The following is a 17,327-nucleotide window of genomic DNA, read 5'->3' on the forward strand; positions in this document are numbered from 1 at the left end:
CTCGTCCCGGTCGTGATGACCGGAGACGGGGTATCAACATATCTGGCGTTGACTTTTGGCACGCTGTTGAGTTCTCAAGGAACGGTCGCTTCCTTCGTACTCACCCTCTCGGGCTTTCCTCCGGGCGCTTCCCTTCGGTCTTGCGTTTCCGACTCTATCAGACCGTTTCCCGATCCGATTTCCTCGGTGCTTTCCAGGTTCCCGCTCTCGCGTTTCCCTTTCCGGCGATTCCGACTTTATCAGAAGTCTTTGGCCGGTCGAACCAGCCGCTCATTTCTGAGTAATCGGGGGGTGCTTCTCGGAATGTCACTCAGGGCTTCCGAAGAAGCTCATAGATTCTATCGGCTGCCGGGGAGCCTGTCCAGCTCCGCGCAACTGTTTGAATCTACCTCCCCACTCCCTCCGTGTCAACGGCTCTCGTGGGGCGAAGAGGAGATTAGCAGCTCACAGGGGTCGAGTGCACATCCGCCGGGCGTCAGGCGGCCGTGGGGACCGAGGCGCTGCGGTCCATCGCTTCGAGATCGCCCGTCTCACCTGCGCGTGCCGCACGCCCGCCCAGCAGGTAGACGTACGCCAGGAACGCCAGCTCGGCCGCGACTCCGATGCCGATGCGGGCCCAGGTGGGCAGGCCGGACGGGGTGACGAAGCCTTCGATGGCGCCGGAGACGAACAGGACCAGGGCGAGGCCGATCGCCATGCCGACGGCGGCCCGCCCCTCCTCCGCGAGCGCCGCGCGCCGGGTGCGCGGGCCGGGGTCGATGACGGTCCAGCCGAGGCGTAGGCCCGTACCGGCGGCGACGAAGACCGCGGTCAGTTCGAGCAGGCCGTGCGGGAGGATCAGGCCGAGGAAGGTGTCGAGGCGGCCGGCCGAGGACATGAGGCCGAAGCCGACGCCCAGGTTGAGCATGTTCTGGAAGAGGATCCAGAGGACGGGCAGTCCCAGGAAGACGCTCAGGACCAGGCACATCGCCGCCGCTTGGGCGTTGTTCGTCCACACCTGTGCCGCGAAGGCGGCTGCCGGGTGGCTGGAGTAGTAGGTCTCGTACTCACCGCCGGGCCGGGTCAGCTCGCGCAACTGGCTGGGTGCCGCGATGGACGACTGCACCTCGGGGTGGGTGCCGATCCACCAGCCCAGGAGGATCGCGACGGCGGTGGAGACCAGCGCTGTGGGCACCCACCAGTGGCGGGCGCGGTAGACGGCGGCCGGGAAGCCCTGGCCGAGGAAGTGCGTGACGTCGCGCCACGAGGCGCGGCGGGTGCCGGCGACGGTGCTGCGCGCGCGTGCCACGAGTTGGCTGAGCCGCCCTGTCAGCTGCGGGTCCGGAGCGCTCGACTGGATGAGGGACAGGTGGGTGGCGGTGCGCTGGTAGAGGGCGACGAGTTCGTCTGCTTCGGCGCCGGTGAGCCGGCGTCGGCGGCCGAGCAGTGCATCGAGCCGGTCCCATTCGGCTCGGTGTACGGAGACGAAGACGTCCAGGTCCATCGGGTCTGCCTGCTCCTCGGCTGGTCGTCCACGGCTCGTCGTGGATGCTCGTGCTTGCTGTCAGCTTGTCGTACTGCGGCGCGATGCGCCCTCAGCTTGGCAGACTTGCGGTTCAGGGGGCAGACCAGGGAAGGGCGGCGGGCGTGAGTGAGCTGGTGACGGGCGAGGCGGTGGCGCTCGAACTGCGGCCCGCGAAGCTGCCGAGCAGGGCACTGGCCGTGTTGTTGGACCTGGTCGTGGCGATGGTCGCGTACATCGTCGTGATGATGGTGCTGGCCGTGTCGACGGCTTCGCTGGACGAGGCCGCGCAGCTGGCGCTGTCGATCGCGACGTTTCTGCTGGTGCTGGTCGGCGGGCCGATAGCTGTCGAGACGCTCAGTCACGGGCGTTCTCTTGGGAAGCTGGCGTTCGGGCTCCGGGTGGTGCGGGACGACGGTGGGCCGATCCGCTTCCGGCATGCGCTGGTGCGGGGCGCGATCGGGGTGGTGGAGATCCTGATGACGTTCGGGGTGGTGGCCTGCGTCGCCTCGCTGGTCTCGGCGCGGGGGCGGCGGCTCGGGGATGTTTTCGCGGGCACCCTGGTCGTGCGGGAACGGATACCCGCCGGGCGGACCGGCTTCGTTCCGCCTCCGCCGCCGTGGCTCGTGGGGCGGTTCGCCGGGCTGGACCTGTCGGCGGTCCCGGACGGGCTGTGGCTCGCCGTCCGGCAGTACCTGACCCGGATGCAGCAGCTTGATCCCCAGGTCTCGGCGGGTATGGCACAGCGGCTGGCGGCCGATCTCGCGGGGCGTACGGGGACACCGGTGCCGCGGGATCTGCCGCCGGCCGCTTTCCTGGCGGCCGTGGTGCACGAGCGGCAGTCCCGTGAGGTCCGGCAGGCGTTCGGAAGGAGCGGCGGCGTGCCGTCCGGCGGTTTTGTTCTTCCGATGGCAGAGCCCGCAGCACAGCCGGTGGCGCAGCCGGCGGTACCGCCGATGGCACAGGGAGCCGCACCGCCGCCTCAGGCTTCTCTCGCTCCCTCGTCGGCGCCGCCGCGGGAGGAGCCGCGGGCCGACCGGCCGGCGACGGGGTTCGCGCCGCCGGCGTAGTGCGCAGTGTGGTGTTGCCGTGCTCGCGGCACCCGGGGCCGCCGGAGCTACCGGGTCAGTGGAATCGCGACGGCGGTGACTGGAGGTCTTCCAGCTCGATCCCGGGCGCGGCGAGGACGACGTCGCCGGCGAGGTGGACGGTGTGCTGTTCGCCGGTGTCCAGGGCTGTGACCTGGTATTCGTCCACGGTCAGGGGCCCGTTGTCAGTGGCGTGTGCTTCGCTGTTCACCAGAGCCCAGGACTGGTCCACGGTGCGGGGGGCGAGGACCGGGTCGGTGAAGGCCACGAGGCGTACGCGGGTCGCGGGGGACGAGGGGGTGAGGCGCAGGAGCCGGGCGGTGGCGACGAGGAACGCGGGGGACGTGCCGGTGAAGGCGTGGGCGCGCACATTGCCTTCGGTGGCTTGGGTGCCGGTGGGGTCGGTGCGGACCCAGGTGACGCCGTCGAGGGCGGCGCCGCGCACCTGCCAGTCACCCGCGTGGAGTTCGAGGCGGAGGGGACGGCCGAGGTCGTCCAGGGCGAGGTCGACCGAGCCGCGGTGGTCGCCGGCGGGGCCGGTCACCCGGGAGACATAGCGCCAGCCGGACGGGCCGGGGGCGCACTGGAAGTGTTCGTCCGCGAGGGGGGTGTGATCGTGCGGATCGTAGAGCGAATAACGGCCGCGGGGCATGGGAGTCCTGGGTCTTGACGGGCTGATCCGGCCGGAAGGCATGGTCCGGAAGCCAAAGGGGCAGGCCCCCGGCACGGGGGTGCGGGGGCCTGCCTCGGAGGACCTGCTGCCGGGGAGGGTGCGTCGGTGCACCGGCGCACTCCCCCGGCGGCCGGACTACGGGATCACCGGATCAGTAGCGGTAGTGGTCCGGCTTGTACGGGCCGTCGACCTCCACGCCGATGTACGCGGCCTGCTCCGGGCGCAGCTTGGTGAGCTTGACGCCGAGCGCGTCCAGGTGGAGGCGGGCGACCTTCTCGTCGAGGTGCTTGGGCAGCACGTAGACGCCGATCGGGTACGCGTCGGGCTTGGTGAACAGCTCGATCTGGGCCAGGGTCTGGTCCGCGAAGGAGTTGGACATCACGAACGACGGGTGGCCGGTGGCGTTGCCCAGGTTCAGCAGGCGGCCCTCGGAGAGAACGATGATCTTCTTGCCGTCGGGGAAGGTCCAGGTGTGGACCTGCGGCTTGACCTCGTCCTTGACGATGCCGGGGATCTTGGCGAGGCCGGCCATGTCGATCTCGTTGTCGAAGTGGCCGATGTTGCCGACGATCGCCTGGTGCTTCATCTTCGCCATGTCCGACGCCAGGATGATGTCCTTGTTGCCGGTCGTGGTGATGAAGATGTCGGCGGTCTCGACGACCTCGTCCAGCGTGGTGACCTGGTAGCCGTCCATCGCCGCCTGCAGGGCGCAGATCGGGTCGATCTCGGTGACGATCACGCGGGCGCCCTGGCCGCGCAGGGACTCGGCGCAGCCCTTGCCCACGTCGCCGTAACCGCAGACGACGGCGGTCTTGCCGCCGATCAGGACGTCGGTGGCACGGTTGATGCCGTCGATCAGGGAGTGGCGGCAGCCGTACTTGTTGTCGAACTTCGACTTGGTGACGGCGTCGTTGACGTTGATCGCCGGGAAGAGGAGGACGCCGTCGCGCTGCATCTCGTACAGGCGGTGGACACCGGTGGTGGTCTCCTCGGTGACGCCGCGGATCTCGGAGGCCAGCTGGGTCCACTTCTGGGGGTTCTCACCCAGGGTGCGGTGCAGCAGCTGGAGGATGACGCGGTGCTCGTCGGACTCGGCGGTGTCCAGGGCGGGGACCTCACCGGCCTTCTCGTACTCCACGCCCTTGTGGACGAGGAGGGTGGCGTCGCCGCCGTCGTCCAGGATCATGTTCGGGCCGCCGGTGGGGCTGTCCGGCCAGGTCAGCGCCTGCTCGGTGCACCACCAGTACTCCTCCAGGGTCTCGCCCTTCCAGGCGAAGACCGGGACGCCCTGCGGGTTGTCCGGCGTGCCGTTCGGGCCGACGGCGATGGCGGCGGCGGCGTGGTCCTGGGTGGAGAAGATGTTGCAGGAGGCCCAGCGGACCCGGGCGCCGAGGGCGACCAGGGTCTCGATGAGCACGGCGGTCTGCACGGTCATGTGCAGCGAGCCGGTGACGCGGGCGCCGGCGAGCGGCTGGGCCTCGGCGTACTCCTTGCGGATCGCCATCAGGCCGGGCATCTCGTGCTCGGCGAGGGTGATCTCCTTGCGGCCGAACTCGGCCAGCGAGAGGTCGGCGACCTTGAAGTCCTGTCGGTTCTCGACAGTCGTCATTACGAGCTGCTCCTCGGGGTTGGGGCGAGGTGGGTACGGCTGGTCTGCGCGGCGGCGGACACAGGGGTGCCCGAGAAGAGGACACAGGCATGCCCACGTACGCGCAGCGCAGTCCGTCGGAGGCCCTCTCTCCCTCGGTCGGTCCGCGTGGGACCGCCCGACCGCCATCAGCAGCGACGTCTGGCTCCGTCCCAAGCTACACCGGACGGCCCGGTCGGCCCCAGTCCGCCTGAGCATTCGACGGGTCGGATGCGCGGCGTTCTCGGCGGTGGGTGCCGCTCACCGGGGAGGGTGCATCGAGCGGTCACGGCGAGGCCGGCGCTCACAGCGTTCGCAGCGGGCCGGTATGGGGGATCGCCGCCCCGGTGGTGCGGCGGGGGAAGGCGCCGACGGTGCCGCCGGCGCCCTGGCCCGTGCGGCCGGCTCAGGGCTGAGGGTCGTACCGCGAAGCTTTCTCAGTGCCCCGCGGGGTGCGGGGCGGGGCCGCCCGGGGTCGCCTCCGGGTCCGGGCCCTTGGCGGCCTCGGCCTCGCTGTAGACGTCCGGTTCCAGGTAGATGACGCGGGCGATGGGGACGGCGGCGCGGATGCGGGCCTCGGCGGCGTTGATGGCGCTCGCGACCTCGGTGGCCGTGTCGTCGTGCTGAACGGCGATCTTGGCGGCGACCAGCAGTTCCTCCGGGCCGAGGTGGAGGGTGCGCATGTGGATGATGCGGGTGACCGTGTCGCCGTCGAGGATCGCGGCCTCGATCTTCTTGACGTCTTCGAGCCCGGCGGCCTCGCCGAGCAGCAGCGACTTGGTCTCGGCGGCCAGGACGAGGGCGATCAGGACGAGCAGGACCCCGATGCAGAGGGTGCCGATGCCGTCCCAGACGCCGTCCCCGGTGAGCAGGGAGAGACCGACGCCGCCGAGGGCGAGGATCAGACCGATGAGCGCGCCGAAGTCCTCCAGGAGGACGACGGGCAGCTCGGGTGCCTTGGCGCGGCGGATGAACTCCTTCCAGGAGAGCGTGCCGCGCAGGCTGTTGGACTCCTTGATGGCCGTGCGGAAGGAGAAGCCCTCGGCGATGATCGCGAAGACGAGGACGCCGACCGGCCAGTACCAGTGCTCCAGGTCGTGCGGGTGGCGGACCTTCTCGTAGCCCTCGTAGACGGCGAACATGCCGCCGATGGAGAAGAGGACGATGGAGACGAGGAAGGCGTAGATGAACCGCTCGCGGCCGTAGCCGAAGGGGTGCTGCGGGCTCGCCTGGCGCTGCGCCTTCTTGCCGCCGACGAGCAGCAGGAACTGGTTGCCGGAGTCGGCGAGCGAGTGGACGCCCTCGGCGAGCATCGAGGAGGAGCCGCTGAACGCGAACGCCACGAACTTCGATGCCGCGATGGCGAGATTGGCGCCGAGTGCCGCCACGATCGCCTTGGTACCGCCTGACGCGCTCATGTGTTCGCGTTGTCCCTTCGCCTCTGTCGCCCTGGTGCGTCCGTCCGGGCGAGTGCCCGGCTTTGCCCGGCCTTTGCCGGTGGGCCATTCTTGCAGCCCGGCCGGGCACCGATGCGTCAGGTATCCACAACCCCGGTCATATGATCCACAGGCTGTCCACAGCCTCGGTCATACGATCACGGTGGCACGGAAGACCGTGCCCGCGCCCGAGATCTCCGCCCGCTCGCCGGCCGGGACGAAGACCGACTGGCCCGGACGCAGCTCGTGTTCGCCCGCCCGGACGGTGCCTGCCGTGCAGAGCAGGATCTGCGGGGTGTCGCGGGTGAGGTCGTGGGCGGCGCCGCCCTCGGGGAGGACGTACCGGGAGAGCCGGAACTCGTCGATCGGGGTCTCGTAGACCTCCTCGCCCTCCGGGGAGGCCTCCGGGCGCAGCACGCCCGGGTCGCTCGGCTCGAAGCGGACGATCCGCAGGAGTTCGGGGACGTCGACGTGCTTGGGGGTCAGGCCGCAGCGCAGGACGTTGTCGGAGTTGGCCATGATCTCGACGCCGAGGCCGCTGAGATAGGCGTGCGGGATGCCGGCGCCGAGGAACAGGGCCTCGCCGGGATGCAGCCGGACGTGGTTGAGCAGCATGGCCGCGATGACGCCGGGGTCGCCCGGGTAGTGGTGGGCGATGTCGGCGTAGGGAGCGTAGGCGCCGCCGAGGCGGGTGCAGGCGGCGGTGGCCTCGGCGACCGTGTGGGCCATCTCCTCCGGGTCGGCGCTGAGGATCGCGGTGAGGACCTCGCGCAGGGCCGCGTCCTCGGGGTGGGCGTGCAGCAGGTCGACGTACGGCTTGAGGGAGTCGACGCCGAGTCCGTCGAGCAGGTCGGCGGCCCGGACCGGGTCGCGGAAGCCGCACAGACCGTCGAACTCGGTGAGGGCGCAGATCAGTTCGGGCTTGTGGTTGGCGTCCTTGTAGTTGCGGTACGGGGCGTCGACGGGGATGCCGCGCCGCTCCTCGTCGGCGTACCCCTCCTTGGCCTGTTCCAGGTCGGGGTGCACCTGGAGGGACAGGGGCGCGCCGGCGGCGAGGATCTTGAGCAGGAACGGCAGGCGGGGGCCGAACTTGGCCACCGCGCGGGCGCCGAGTTCCCGCTCCGGGTCGGCCTCGATGACCTCCACGAGGGTCCCGCGCGCGGTGCGCGACGGGGCGCCCGGGTGTGCGCCCATCCACATCTCCGCCTGGGGTTCGCCGGTCGGCTCGACGCCGAGGAGGTGCGGTATCGCGGTGGGAGAGCCCCAGGCGTAGGGGCGGATGGTGTTGTCGAGGCGGTCCATGTGTCTTCTCAGTCTCCGTACGTACGCTGCTCGGCCGCGCCGGCGACTGTGCCGGTCGCGGCGCCGGGGGCGGGCTCGGGTCGTCCGGACCGGAGCAAGATCAGGCCCCGGAAGCGAGCGCCAGGTAAACGGCGGCGAAATCCGTGACGGCGATCAGTTCCGCGAGGGTCTCCAGTTCGCCGCCCTCCTCCGGTTCGAGTTCGCTGATCGCCGTGTCGTGGCTGAGGGCCACGTCACGGGCGGCGGGGGCGGCGGTGAGGCCGGTGATCGGGCGGTCGCGGAGCAGCACCACGCGCGCGTGCAGCGCGGGCGGCTCCTCGACGCGGTCGCGGAAGAAGTCCTCGGGGTCGGCGCTGGCGGCGAGCGGGCCGGCCAGCAGGGCGCTGTGCGCGGCGAGCGCCTCGGGCAGTTCGGCGACCAGGGCGGGGCGGCCGGCGAGTTCGGCGAGGGCGGCGGCGAAGCGGCGGCCCGCCGGGCCGGCCGAGGGCCCTTCCGTCCACACCAGGGGGAGCGCGTCGGCGAGTTCGGCGGCGAGGGTCTTCGCCGGGTTGCTGTAGGTCGCGATGGCGGGGCCGCAGCGCTCCGCGATGTGGTCGAGGCGGTCGGCGACCTTCTCCAGGGCGTCCGGCGGCGCGGCGATCAGGCCGATCCGGTCCAGGAGGGCGAGCAGCGGGGTGAGCAGCGCCCAGAAGACGCCCGGGGAGGACGCGGCGAGCGGTTCCTCCTGGTCGTACGGCGCCGTCGCCATCGGCACGAACAGGCCGTGCGCGCCGACGACGGCCTCGGCGAGCGGGGTGCCGGGCGGGGCCACGGCGGCGACCGAGCAGCCACGGCGATAGGCCTGGTCGGCGAGGAGGGACAGGCTCGGTTCGGTGCCGTCCGGGGTGGCGATCAGCAGCAGGTCCACGGAACCGGCCCAGCCGGGGAGTTCCCAGCGCAGGGCGCCCGCGGCCGGGGCGACGCCGGTGGGGGCGAGCCGGACGACGGGGCTGCCGGGGCCGGCCAGGGTGCCGAGGAGGTCGGCGGTGTGGGTGGCGGCGGCGCCGGGGCCCGCGATGAGGACCGCGCGGGGGCGGCCGTCGGGTTTGAGTTCGCCGACGCCGGCCTCGGTGGCGTGCCGGGCGGCGGTGCGGACGCGGGCGCCGGCCTCCGCCGCGCCGCGGAGCAGACCCCGGTGGTCGGCCTCGGCGAGGCCTTCCGGGGTGTCGAGCAGCGATTCGTCCAGCATGGGCGGCAGCCTCCGATCGCCGGGATCCTGGGGTGCTACGAGGTGACGGGCCTCGTCATCCGGGGCGGCGGGCCTCGTCGACCAGCAGGACCGGGATGCCGTCGCGGACCGGGTAGGCGAGGCCGCAGTCCTGGCCCGTGCAGATCAGCTCGTTGTCCTGCTCCTTCAGGGGGGCATGGCAGGCCGGGCAGGCGAGGATCTCCAGGAGGCCGGCTTCGAGCGGCATGGGCTGTCCCTTCAGAGGGCGTATGGGTGTCTGTGCATATGCCTGGTCAGCGTACCGCTCATGGGCAGGCCGCTCAGCCCCTGATGATCGCCAGTGCCTCGTCGCGGATCTTCGTCATCGTGGCCTCGTCCTTCGCCTCGGCGTTCAGGCGGAGGAGCGGCTCCGTGTTGGACGGGCGGACGTTGAACCACCAGTCGGCCGCGGCGACCGTGAGGCCGTCGAGGTCGTCCAGGGTGACGCCGGGGCGGCCCTCGTACGCGGTGCGGATCGCGGCGAGGCGGGTGGACTGGTCGGCGACGGTGGAGTTGATCTCACCGGAGCCGGTGTAGCGGTCGTACTGGGCGACCAGGGCGGACAGCGGGCCCTCCTGGCCGCCGAGGGCGGCGAGGACGTGCAGGGCGGCCAGCATGCCCGTGTCGGCGTTCCAGAAGTCCTTGAAGTAGTAGTGGGCGGAGTGCTCGCCGCCGAAGATCGCGCCGTTGCGGGCCATCTCCGCCTTGATGAAGGAGTGGCCGACGCGGGTGCGGACGGGGGTGCCGCCGTTCTCCTTCACCACCTCCGGGACCGTGCGGGACGTGATCAGGTTGTGGATGACCGTGCCCTTGCCGCCGTTGCGGGCCAGCTCGCGGGCGGCGACCAGCGCGGTGATCGCGGACGGGGAGACCGGGTCGCCGTGTTCGTCCACGACGAAGCAGCGGTCGGCGTCGCCGTCGAAGGCGATGCCGAGGTCGGCGCCCTCCACCGGGACCCGCTTCTGCAGGTCCACCAGGTTGGCCGGGTCGAGCGGGTTGGCCTCGTGGTTCGGGAAGGTGCCGTCCAGTTCAAAGTACATCGGGACGAGCGTCAGGGGCAGGCCGGCGAAGACCGAGGGGACCGTGTGGCCGCCCATGCCGTTGCCGGCGTCGACCACGACCTTCAGGGGGCGGATGGAGGTGAGGTCGACCAGGGAGCGGAGGTGCGCCGCGTAATCCTCCAGCGTCTCCCGCGAGGAGAGGGTTCCCGGCCGGCGCACGGGGTCCGGGGCGCCCTCCGCCAGCCAGCGCTCGACCAGTTCGCGGATCTGCGCGAGGCCCGTGTCCTGGCCGACGGGGGCGGCGCCCGCGCGGCACAGCTTGATGCCGTTGTACTGGGCCGGGTTGTGGGAGGCCGTGAACATCGCGCCCGGCAGGTTCAGCGCGCCGGAGGCGTAGTACAGCTGGTCCGTGGAGCACAGGCCGATCTCGGTGACGTCCGCACCGCGGTCCGCCGCGCCGCGCGCGAAGGCGCGGGAGAGGCCGGGGGACGAGGGCCGCATGTCGTGGCCGACGACGATGGCCGCAGCTCCCGTCACCTGCGCGAAGGCGGCGCCGAAGAGTCCGGCCAGTGCCTCGTCCCACTGGTCCGGGACCACTCCGCGTACGTCGTACGCCTTCACGATCTGCGACAGATCAGCAGTCACGGCCAACCCTCCTGAAGTCCTATGGGTGCCCACAAACTACCCGCCGGGGGTGAGGGCGCCGTGCGCGGACACCGGGTGGACGCCCGGTGGACCCCCTTCCGTAACGCCCGGACGGACCGGACCGTCACGCGGGGCGGGGGTGGCGTGGGGTGGCGTTCAGCCGTGGCGCACGGTTGGGCCCCAGCCGCGGCGCACAGTCGGGCCTCAGGCGTGGTGCTTGCCGGTTTGTCGCGCTCAGTTGTCCGGGGAGCGCAGGACCCTCAGGTGGCCGCGGCGGGCGACCTCCATGGGGTCGGCGGCGCGGGATCCGCCGCCGCCCGCCCCCGCCGCGCGCTCCTGCGGGCGGGCCGCCTCGCGCACGGCGTTGGCAAGCGCTTCCAGATCGTCTCCGCTGGGCCGCGCGGGCGCGGAGCCGTCGAGGAGTCGTACGACCTCCCAGCCGCGCGGGGCGGTGAGGCGCTCGGAGTGCTCGGCGCACAGGTCGTAGCAGTGGGGCTCGGCGTAGGTGGCGAGCGGGCCGAGGACCGCGGTCGAGTCGGCGTAGACGTACGTCAGCGTCGCGACGGCGGGTCGGCCGCAGGCGGTGCGCGAACAGCGACGTACAGGGCTCACGAGGTTGGACGGTACCGCACTCTTGAGCGGGCCGCGACGACTCTCCACCACGTCACTCCACCGTGTCGTGCTGTGAAACGCCCCACACACCCCTTCGAGCGGACTTCGTTGACCTGCATGGACGCAGGTGCGGTGGGTGCCGGGCGGGACCGCGTCCGATCATGAGTCGGTACAAACACCGTCAATTGCCTTGAGTTCGGCGGTCTTGGAGAGTTACGGAAACGAGCCAGACCTTGGCTGGAATGGTCATCCTGCGACATGCCGGGGCAGGGGCCGGATGCCGCGCGGAGCCGGACGTGCGGAGGGCGCGGGGACTACCCTTCACCAGTGATGGACAACCGTGTACCGCCCCGTGCCGCCGGCCCCGGGCCCCGCCGCCGTGATCGCCACGGGCGGGGCATGCGGGGGCCGATCGCGCCGCCGCAGGTGCCACTGGCGGCCAGCCGTGCCGAGGTGTTCGCCGACCTGGTGCAGGACTCCGTGGAACGCCTTGAACGACGGTGGCCGCAGCTGGCCGACATCGACTTCCTGGTGCTGGAGGTGCCCCGGCTGGAGGGGCGCGGGGATCAGGTGGCGTGGACGGACGAGGCCGTTCCGCTCGGTGGGGTCATCCCCGCGCGGGACGGGCGGCGGGCTCGGGTGGTCGTGTACCGACGGCCGGTGGAGATCCGGACCAAGGGGCGGGACGAGCGCGCCGCGCTGGTCCATGAGGTGGTCGTGGAGCAGGTGGCCGAGCTGCTGGGCCTGACACCGGAGACCGTGGATCCTCGGTACGGGGAGGACTAGGGCGCCTTCGTCGGTGCCGGGTGGTGGTGGCGGGCGGGGCGGGTCCGCGGGTGGCGATCGGCCGCCCCAACCGCTTACTTCTGCAGGACCGACAAGTCCTGCTCCGTTCTCGGTACCGACACCATTCCGTGGTCGCTCGGGAGGGTTTGGACAGTGAAGGCCGGGACGCCTCCCTCGGTGGCCGCGAGGGTACGGGAGGCGTAGACGGGGGCGCCGGAGACGGGCTCGACCGTGAGGGCGTACGTGCCCTTCAGGCCCGCCGGGGCGGGGACGTCGACGTTCTGGGTGGTACCGGACTTGATCGTGTACGTCTTGGTCACCGGGGTCCCGCCCTCGCTGCCCGCCGACGCCGTCACCTTGACCGTGGCCGTGCCGGTGGGTGCCGTCAGGGCGAGCGTCGTGCCCTTCACGCTGTTGTCGGCCGAGGTCGCGCGCGTACCGACGGCGGCCGTGGCCGGGATGTACGCCGTCTCCTTGTTGTCGCCCTTGCCGCGCACCACCTGGAGCGCCGCGACGACCGGGACGGTCTGGTCGGTGGGGGCGAGGACCAGCGAGCCGGCCCCGCCGCGGGTGACGTCGCCGAGGTCGACCGCCGTGGTCATGCCGGACTTGACGTGCAGGCTCTCGTTGCCGGCCGGAGTGATCAGGCCGTCGGCGGAGGCCAGGCGGATCTTCAGGTCGGCGTCGTCGTCCCCGGGGGTGAAGGCGATCAGGCGGACGTCGGTGGCGTCCTTCGGGATGCCGGGCAGGACCTGGCTGCCGGCCGGGTCGGCGGCGGCGGCCAGCCAGTCGCCGCCCGCCTTGTCGTCCAGGGCCTGCACGGCCGCGCCGACCCGGCCGCTGCGCACGCTGACGTGCACGGTCAGGTCGGACTGCCGCTCGTCGGTGAGGGTGGAGAGGAGGATCGGCTCGCTCGCGTGCGGCTTGACGGTGAGGTTCTCGCCCAGCGGGGACTTGATCGCGCCGTCCTTGCCGTACAGCTCGATGTCGACCACGGCGGCCGAGTCGTCGGGGTTGGTCAGGTGGACGTAGTCGGTGCGGCCGGTGGCCGTGCTGGCGCCCGGGAACCAGAACTCGGTGTCCGCGCCGGTGCAGTTGACGCCGAGAAGGCCCCGGCCGGTGCCGGCGGCGACCTCGGTGGTCTCCTGGACGGTCCAGCCGGACGCGAACCTGCCGTCCGCGGTGCCGACGAGCGCGGGGACCTCGGCGCCGGAGGTCTCCCCGGTGGCCGGCGTGCCCGGCGCCTTCGGGGTGAGCACCGGCTCGTCGGTCTTCTTCCCGGCGCCCTTGCCGCCCTTGCCCTTCTGGCTGCCGTCCGTGCCGTCGGCTGCCCGGAGTTGGGCCTTGCCGCCGCTCCCGGTGCCCTTGGTGACGGGCGTGAACGACGTGTACGCCGTGTCGGCGATGTCCGACATGCTCGGCGCCGGGCACAGCAGGCTGGTGCGCTCCACGGGCAGCCGGGCCGCCGCCTGGGGGGCGGCGGCGCCGGACGCGGACGGCGAGTCGAACGCGGCGAACGCGGTGACGGCGGCCAGCGCGGCCGTGCCGGCGATCAGGGACAGGGTGGTGCGGTTCACTGCTGGCTCCCGTCGGGGCGCTGGCTGCCGGTGCCGTGGGGGTGCTGGGCCGGGTCATAGCCCTGCTGGGCGGGGTCATAGCCCTGCTGGGCGGGGTCGTAACCCTGCTGGGCGGGGTCGTACGCCGGGTCGTAGCCCTGCTGGTAGGCCGCCGGGTCGTACGGCATCTGGTCGGGGGTGCCGCTGTGGGCGTACGGGTCGTACGGGGCCGTCTGGTAGGGGTCGGGCTGCTGGTACGGCTGCTGGTCGTAGCCGGTCGTGGTCTGGTACGGGTCCGTGTCGTAACCGTCGTAACCGTCGTGTCCGGCGTTCCCGTACGTGCCCGGGTCCCACTCGTCGTACGACTGCTGGTGCGGTAGGGCGGCCGGGGGCTGCTCGGGCTGCGCAGGCGTGCCGGGTTGCTCCTCGGCGGCGGATTCCTCCGCCTGGGCGCGCAGGCGGCGGGCGCGACGGCCCTCGCCGGCGGTGGCCTGGGCGGGCAGGGGCTGCTCCTCGGGCAGGTCGTCGTCGACGTCGCGGCGGCGGCCGGGCAGGGCGAGGACGACCAGGACGACGGCGAGCGCGCCCTGTGCCCAGAGCCAGGCCGTGTGGGCGATCGGGGCGTCGTAGGTGACGTCCAGCCTGCCGCCGTTGGAGGGGAGTCGGAAGCCCTGGGCCCAGCCGTCGACCGTGGTCCGGGTGAGCGGCTTGCCGTCGAGGGTGGCCGTCCAGCCGTCGGCGGCGCTGTCGGCGAGACGCAGGACGCGGCTGCCGGAGCCGGAGGGGATCGTCGTGTGGATCTCCACCGGTCCCGCGGTGACGGGCTGGGCCTTGCCCGTGCCGGAGGCGGGGACGATGGCCGCGCGGCCGACCTCCTGGTCGACGCGCCACAGGGCGTTGCCGTTCTGCTGGCTGAGCCGGGCCAGACCGGGGGTGGCGTCGAGGACGCGGGTGATGTCGCGGGGGGTGCCCTTGTGGACGAGGACGTAGCGCACGGCGAAGCCGCCGAGTTCGTCGGCCTGGTCGGCGCCGGAGCCGGCGACCAGGTTGGCGACGGTCTTGTCCAGGCGGGCGTTGTCGCCGTCGGCGGCGGTGAGTTCGGCGTCGCCCATGCGGGCGCCGGAGCCACGGACCAGGGTGTAGCGCACGCGTGCGGTGGAGTCGGTGTCGAGGATCAAGGTGCGGGCCTGGTCGCCGCCGCTGGAGTCCTCGGCGACGAACGCGGGCACCTGGGCCGGGTCGCGGCGCTCCAGCGGGCCGTCGGCGCCGCGGATCATCCAGCCGGCGGCGACGAGCAGCGGGCCGGCGGCCGAGGCGAAGGCGATCAGGGCGGCGACGGGCTGGCGCCAGCCGAAGCTCTGCTCGGCCACGCGTGCGCGTGCGCCGTCGGCGCCGAGGGCGGCGGCGGCCAGCAGGGCGATGCCGTAGACGAGGGTGGCCGGTCCGGCCCAGGCGGACTTGTTGGACAGGACCGCGAAGACGAGGCCGGTCAGGGCGACGGCCCAGGCGGTGCGGATGCCGAGCTGCCGCTCGGAGCGCAGCAGGGCGGCGAGCGCGGCGAGCACGATGCCGATGAGCATCAGGCCGTGCACGGTGCCGGGGCCGCCGGGCGCGGCGCCGAGCAGGTCGAGCGCGGAGGCGGCCGAGGGGCCGTACTCCAGGCCGGCCTCCTGGAAGAAGCCGGTCGGCAGGAGGGTCAGCGACCAGGGGGCGAGGAGCAGCAGCGGGGTGCCGAGCTGGGCGAGGAAGCGCAGGCCGTGGGCGACGAGGTCGCGGCGGCGCAGCACCAGTACGCCGAGGCCGAGCAGCAGGGCGATGGGCCAGACGATCGGTGTGAAGGCGGTGGTGATGGTCAGCAGGAGCGCGTACGCCCAGGTGGCTCGCCAGCTGCCGCGCGCGCCGGTGCGGCTTGCCAGGCCGCCGGCGGCGATGCCCGCGCGCGCGATGAGCGGCAGCAGTACGGCGAGCACGGCGGTGCCGATGCGGCCGCCGGCCAGGGCGCCGGTGGTGGCGGGCAGGAAGGCGTAGCCGATGGCCGCCCACGCGCGCAGCAGCCGGGAGGTGACCAGGGGCCGGGAGGCGAAGTAGGCGGTGAATCCGGCGAGCGGCACCGAGCAGACGAGCAGGACGGTGACGGTGAGTCCGGTGGAGCCGAACAGGATCGAGGCGAGGGTGGCGACGATCGCCAGATACGGGGGCGCGGACGGGGTGCCGCCGGCGCCGACCGGGTGCCAGGCGTCCAGGTAGCGGGACCACAGGTCGCCGACGCCGGCCGGGGCGGGCAGCAGGGCGCCGCCGGCCAGGGCGCCGCCGGCGAGCAGGGCGCGGCAGGCGACGAGGGAGATGAGCAGCAGCGCGAGGAAGAGCACCGGGCCGGGTCTGCGGGCGATCCGCTTGAGCCGGGCGAACTGCTCGACCTCCAGGAACTCGGCGTCGTCGCCGCCGGGTCCGGACTCCACGGCGCCGCCGTGCCGGCCGGCCGAGGCGGTGTCGCTGTCGGTGCCGCTGGTGAAGTTGCCCGCGATCTGCTCCACGGTGGCCCGGATGGTGGCGCCGGGCGGCGGGAACAGCTGGCGCAGTTCGCCCTTGTCGATCCGTGCGGGGCCGCGGCGGCGCCGGGCGGCGACGATCCGCTCGGGCCGCAGCAGGGTGCTCAGCAGGCCGCGGATCTCGTCGACGGCCTGGCCGGGGACCTTGCCGACGAGGTAGGCGAGGGTGCGCAGGACGGTGCCGAGGACGAGCCGCAGCAGGACCCAGGGCAGCGCGGCCGTACGGGTGTTGACGAGCAGGGTGTAGACGGCGCCCGCCTTGTCGACCTTGTGCGGGGAGGCGGCGGTGCGGCCCGCGCAGTCGACCGTGCGGCGCTCTCGGGACGCGGCCTCGGCGTGCCGGACGACGGCGTCGGGGGCGATCAGGACGCGGTGGCCGGCGGTGTGGGCGCGCCAGCACAGGTCGACGTCGTCGCGCATGAGGGGCAGCCGGCGGTCGAAGCCGCCGAGTTGTTCGAAGACGTCGCGGCGGATGAGCATGCCGGCGGTGGAGACGGACAGCACGGTGCGGACGTGATCGTGCTGTCCCTGGTCCTGTTCGCGGCGGTCCAGGCCGGTCCAGCGGCGGCCGGAGTTGGCGATGGAGACGCCGACCTCCAGCAGCTGGCGGCGGTCGTACCAGCCGCGCAGCTTGGGGCCGACGACCGCGACGTCGTCGCGGCCGAGTTCGAGTTCGGTCTCGACGACCCGCAGCAGCTGGGCGAGGGCGTCGGGTTCGGGGGCGCAGTCGTCGTGCAGCAGCCACAGCCACTGGATGGGCTCGCCGTGCGGCAGTTCGGGCAGGTCGTAGGCGTCGTCGCGCCAGGTGCGCGTGACGGGGTCCCAGCCGCTGGGGCGCTTGAGGTACGGCAGGTCCTCCGGGGTGAGGACGGGCGCGATGCGGCTCGCCTCCTCCACGGCCTGGCCGAAGCCGGTACGGCGGGCCAGGTGCAGCACGTTGGCGTCGCCGAGGACGCCGGTGAGCAGCTGGGCGGAGTCGTCCGCGCTGCCGGTGTCGGCGGCCACCGCGTACTGGACGGGGCGCTCCTGGCCGAGCAGCCCGGCGAGCGCGTCGGGCAGCCAGCGGGCGCCGTCGTGGGAGACGAGGACCGCGGTCACCACATGACGCGGGAACTCGGGCGGGCGGGCTGGGTCGAACGCTGCTGTGGCGGTGCCGCTCTGGGCCGCCGTATGGCTGTGCACGGACATCGAGGTACGGGCCCCGGTTCGATGGACTGCGGTGGACGCCTGTGCCTCCCCGTGCGTCGAGCGGATCGAGTGCGTCGAGGGGACAGCGGGGCGTCTCGGACGAGCGACCACACTATC

The 17,327-nt window shown here is 72.6% G+C and carries 13 protein-coding genes; 2 read left to right on the top strand and 11 right to left on the bottom strand.

Annotated elements, in window-relative coordinates:
- Positions 1 to 475: 475 nt before the first annotated feature.
- Positions 476 to 1,483, bottom strand: a complete 1,008-nt coding sequence (locus tag AB0L21_RS25425) for a stage II sporulation protein M (protein ID WP_365786556.1) — start codon at positions 1,481 to 1,483, stop codon at positions 476 to 478.
- A 143-nt stretch (positions 1,484 to 1,626) separates the two neighbouring features.
- Between AB0L21_RS25425 and AB0L21_RS25430 the strand changes: the two genes are divergently transcribed.
- A complete protein-coding gene (locus AB0L21_RS25430; protein ID WP_365786558.1) occupies positions 1,627 to 2,571 on the top strand; it encodes an RDD family protein in 945 nt (314 codons plus the stop codon).
- A gap of 55 nt (positions 2,572 to 2,626) precedes the next feature.
- Here AB0L21_RS25430 and AB0L21_RS25435 read toward each other — a convergent pair whose 3' ends face one another.
- From AB0L21_RS25435 to AB0L21_RS25470, 8 genes are all read right to left on the bottom strand, one after another.
- Positions 2,627 to 3,241, bottom strand: coding sequence for a hypothetical protein (locus AB0L21_RS25435; RefSeq protein WP_365786560.1), 615 nt, complete (start codon positions 3,239 to 3,241; stop codon positions 2,627 to 2,629).
- Between the two features lie 172 nt (positions 3,242 to 3,413).
- Complete coding sequence (gene ahcY, locus AB0L21_RS25440; protein ID WP_365703126.1) at positions 3,414 to 4,871, bottom strand: adenosylhomocysteinase; 1,458 nt, start codon at positions 4,869 to 4,871, stop codon at positions 3,414 to 3,416.
- A 455-nt stretch (positions 4,872 to 5,326) separates the two neighbouring features.
- Positions 5,327 to 6,307 carry a cation diffusion facilitator family transporter gene (locus tag AB0L21_RS25445; protein ID WP_365786562.1) on the bottom strand — a complete coding sequence of 327 codons (981 nt, stop codon included), beginning with the start codon at positions 6,305 to 6,307 and terminating at the stop codon, positions 5,327 to 5,329.
- Between the two features lie 168 nt (positions 6,308 to 6,475).
- A complete protein-coding gene (manA, locus tag AB0L21_RS25450; RefSeq protein ID WP_365703129.1) occupies positions 6,476 to 7,627 on the bottom strand; it encodes a mannose-6-phosphate isomerase, class I in 1,152 nt (383 codons plus the stop codon).
- A gap of 100 nt (positions 7,628 to 7,727) precedes the next feature.
- The gene (locus AB0L21_RS25455) at positions 7,728 to 8,855 is read right to left on the bottom strand and encodes an SIS domain-containing protein (protein ID WP_365703131.1); all 1,128 of its coding nucleotides are present in this window, start codon (positions 8,853 to 8,855) and stop codon (positions 7,728 to 7,730) included.
- A 55-nt stretch (positions 8,856 to 8,910) separates the two neighbouring features.
- Complete coding sequence (locus tag AB0L21_RS25460) at positions 8,911 to 9,081, bottom strand: Trm112 family protein (RefSeq protein ID WP_365786564.1); 171 nt, start codon at positions 9,079 to 9,081, stop codon at positions 8,911 to 8,913.
- Positions 9,082 to 9,154: 73 nt separating this feature from the next.
- Positions 9,155 to 10,519, bottom strand: coding sequence for a phosphomannomutase/phosphoglucomutase (locus AB0L21_RS25465; protein WP_365786566.1), 1,365 nt, complete (start codon positions 10,517 to 10,519; stop codon positions 9,155 to 9,157).
- Between the two features lie 234 nt (positions 10,520 to 10,753).
- Complete coding sequence (locus tag AB0L21_RS25470; RefSeq protein WP_365703135.1) at positions 10,754 to 11,179, bottom strand: DUF3499 domain-containing protein; 426 nt, start codon at positions 11,177 to 11,179, stop codon at positions 10,754 to 10,756.
- A 351-nt stretch (positions 11,180 to 11,530) separates the two neighbouring features.
- Between AB0L21_RS25470 and AB0L21_RS25475 the strand changes: the two genes are divergently transcribed.
- A complete protein-coding gene (locus AB0L21_RS25475) occupies positions 11,531 to 11,917 on the top strand; it encodes a metallopeptidase family protein (RefSeq protein WP_365703137.1) in 387 nt (128 codons plus the stop codon).
- A 74-nt stretch (positions 11,918 to 11,991) separates the two neighbouring features.
- On the opposite strand, the gene AB0L21_RS25480 is transcribed toward AB0L21_RS25475, so the two are convergent.
- Positions 11,992 to 13,494: a DUF5719 family protein gene (locus AB0L21_RS25480; RefSeq protein ID WP_365703139.1), complete on the bottom strand. Its 1,503-nt coding sequence runs from the start codon at positions 13,492 to 13,494 to the stop codon at positions 11,992 to 11,994.
- The gene (locus AB0L21_RS25485; RefSeq protein WP_365786568.1) at positions 13,491 to 17,210 is read right to left on the bottom strand and encodes a glycosyltransferase; all 3,720 of its coding nucleotides are present in this window, start codon (positions 17,208 to 17,210) and stop codon (positions 13,491 to 13,493) included. The genes AB0L21_RS25480 and AB0L21_RS25485 overlap by 4 nt, the downstream gene beginning before the upstream one ends.
- Between the last annotated feature and the right edge of the window lie 117 nt (positions 17,211 to 17,327).

Source organism: Streptomyces sp. NPDC052721, from assembly GCF_040678315.1.
Lineage (GTDB): Bacteria > Actinomycetota > Actinomycetes > Streptomycetales > Streptomycetaceae > Streptomyces.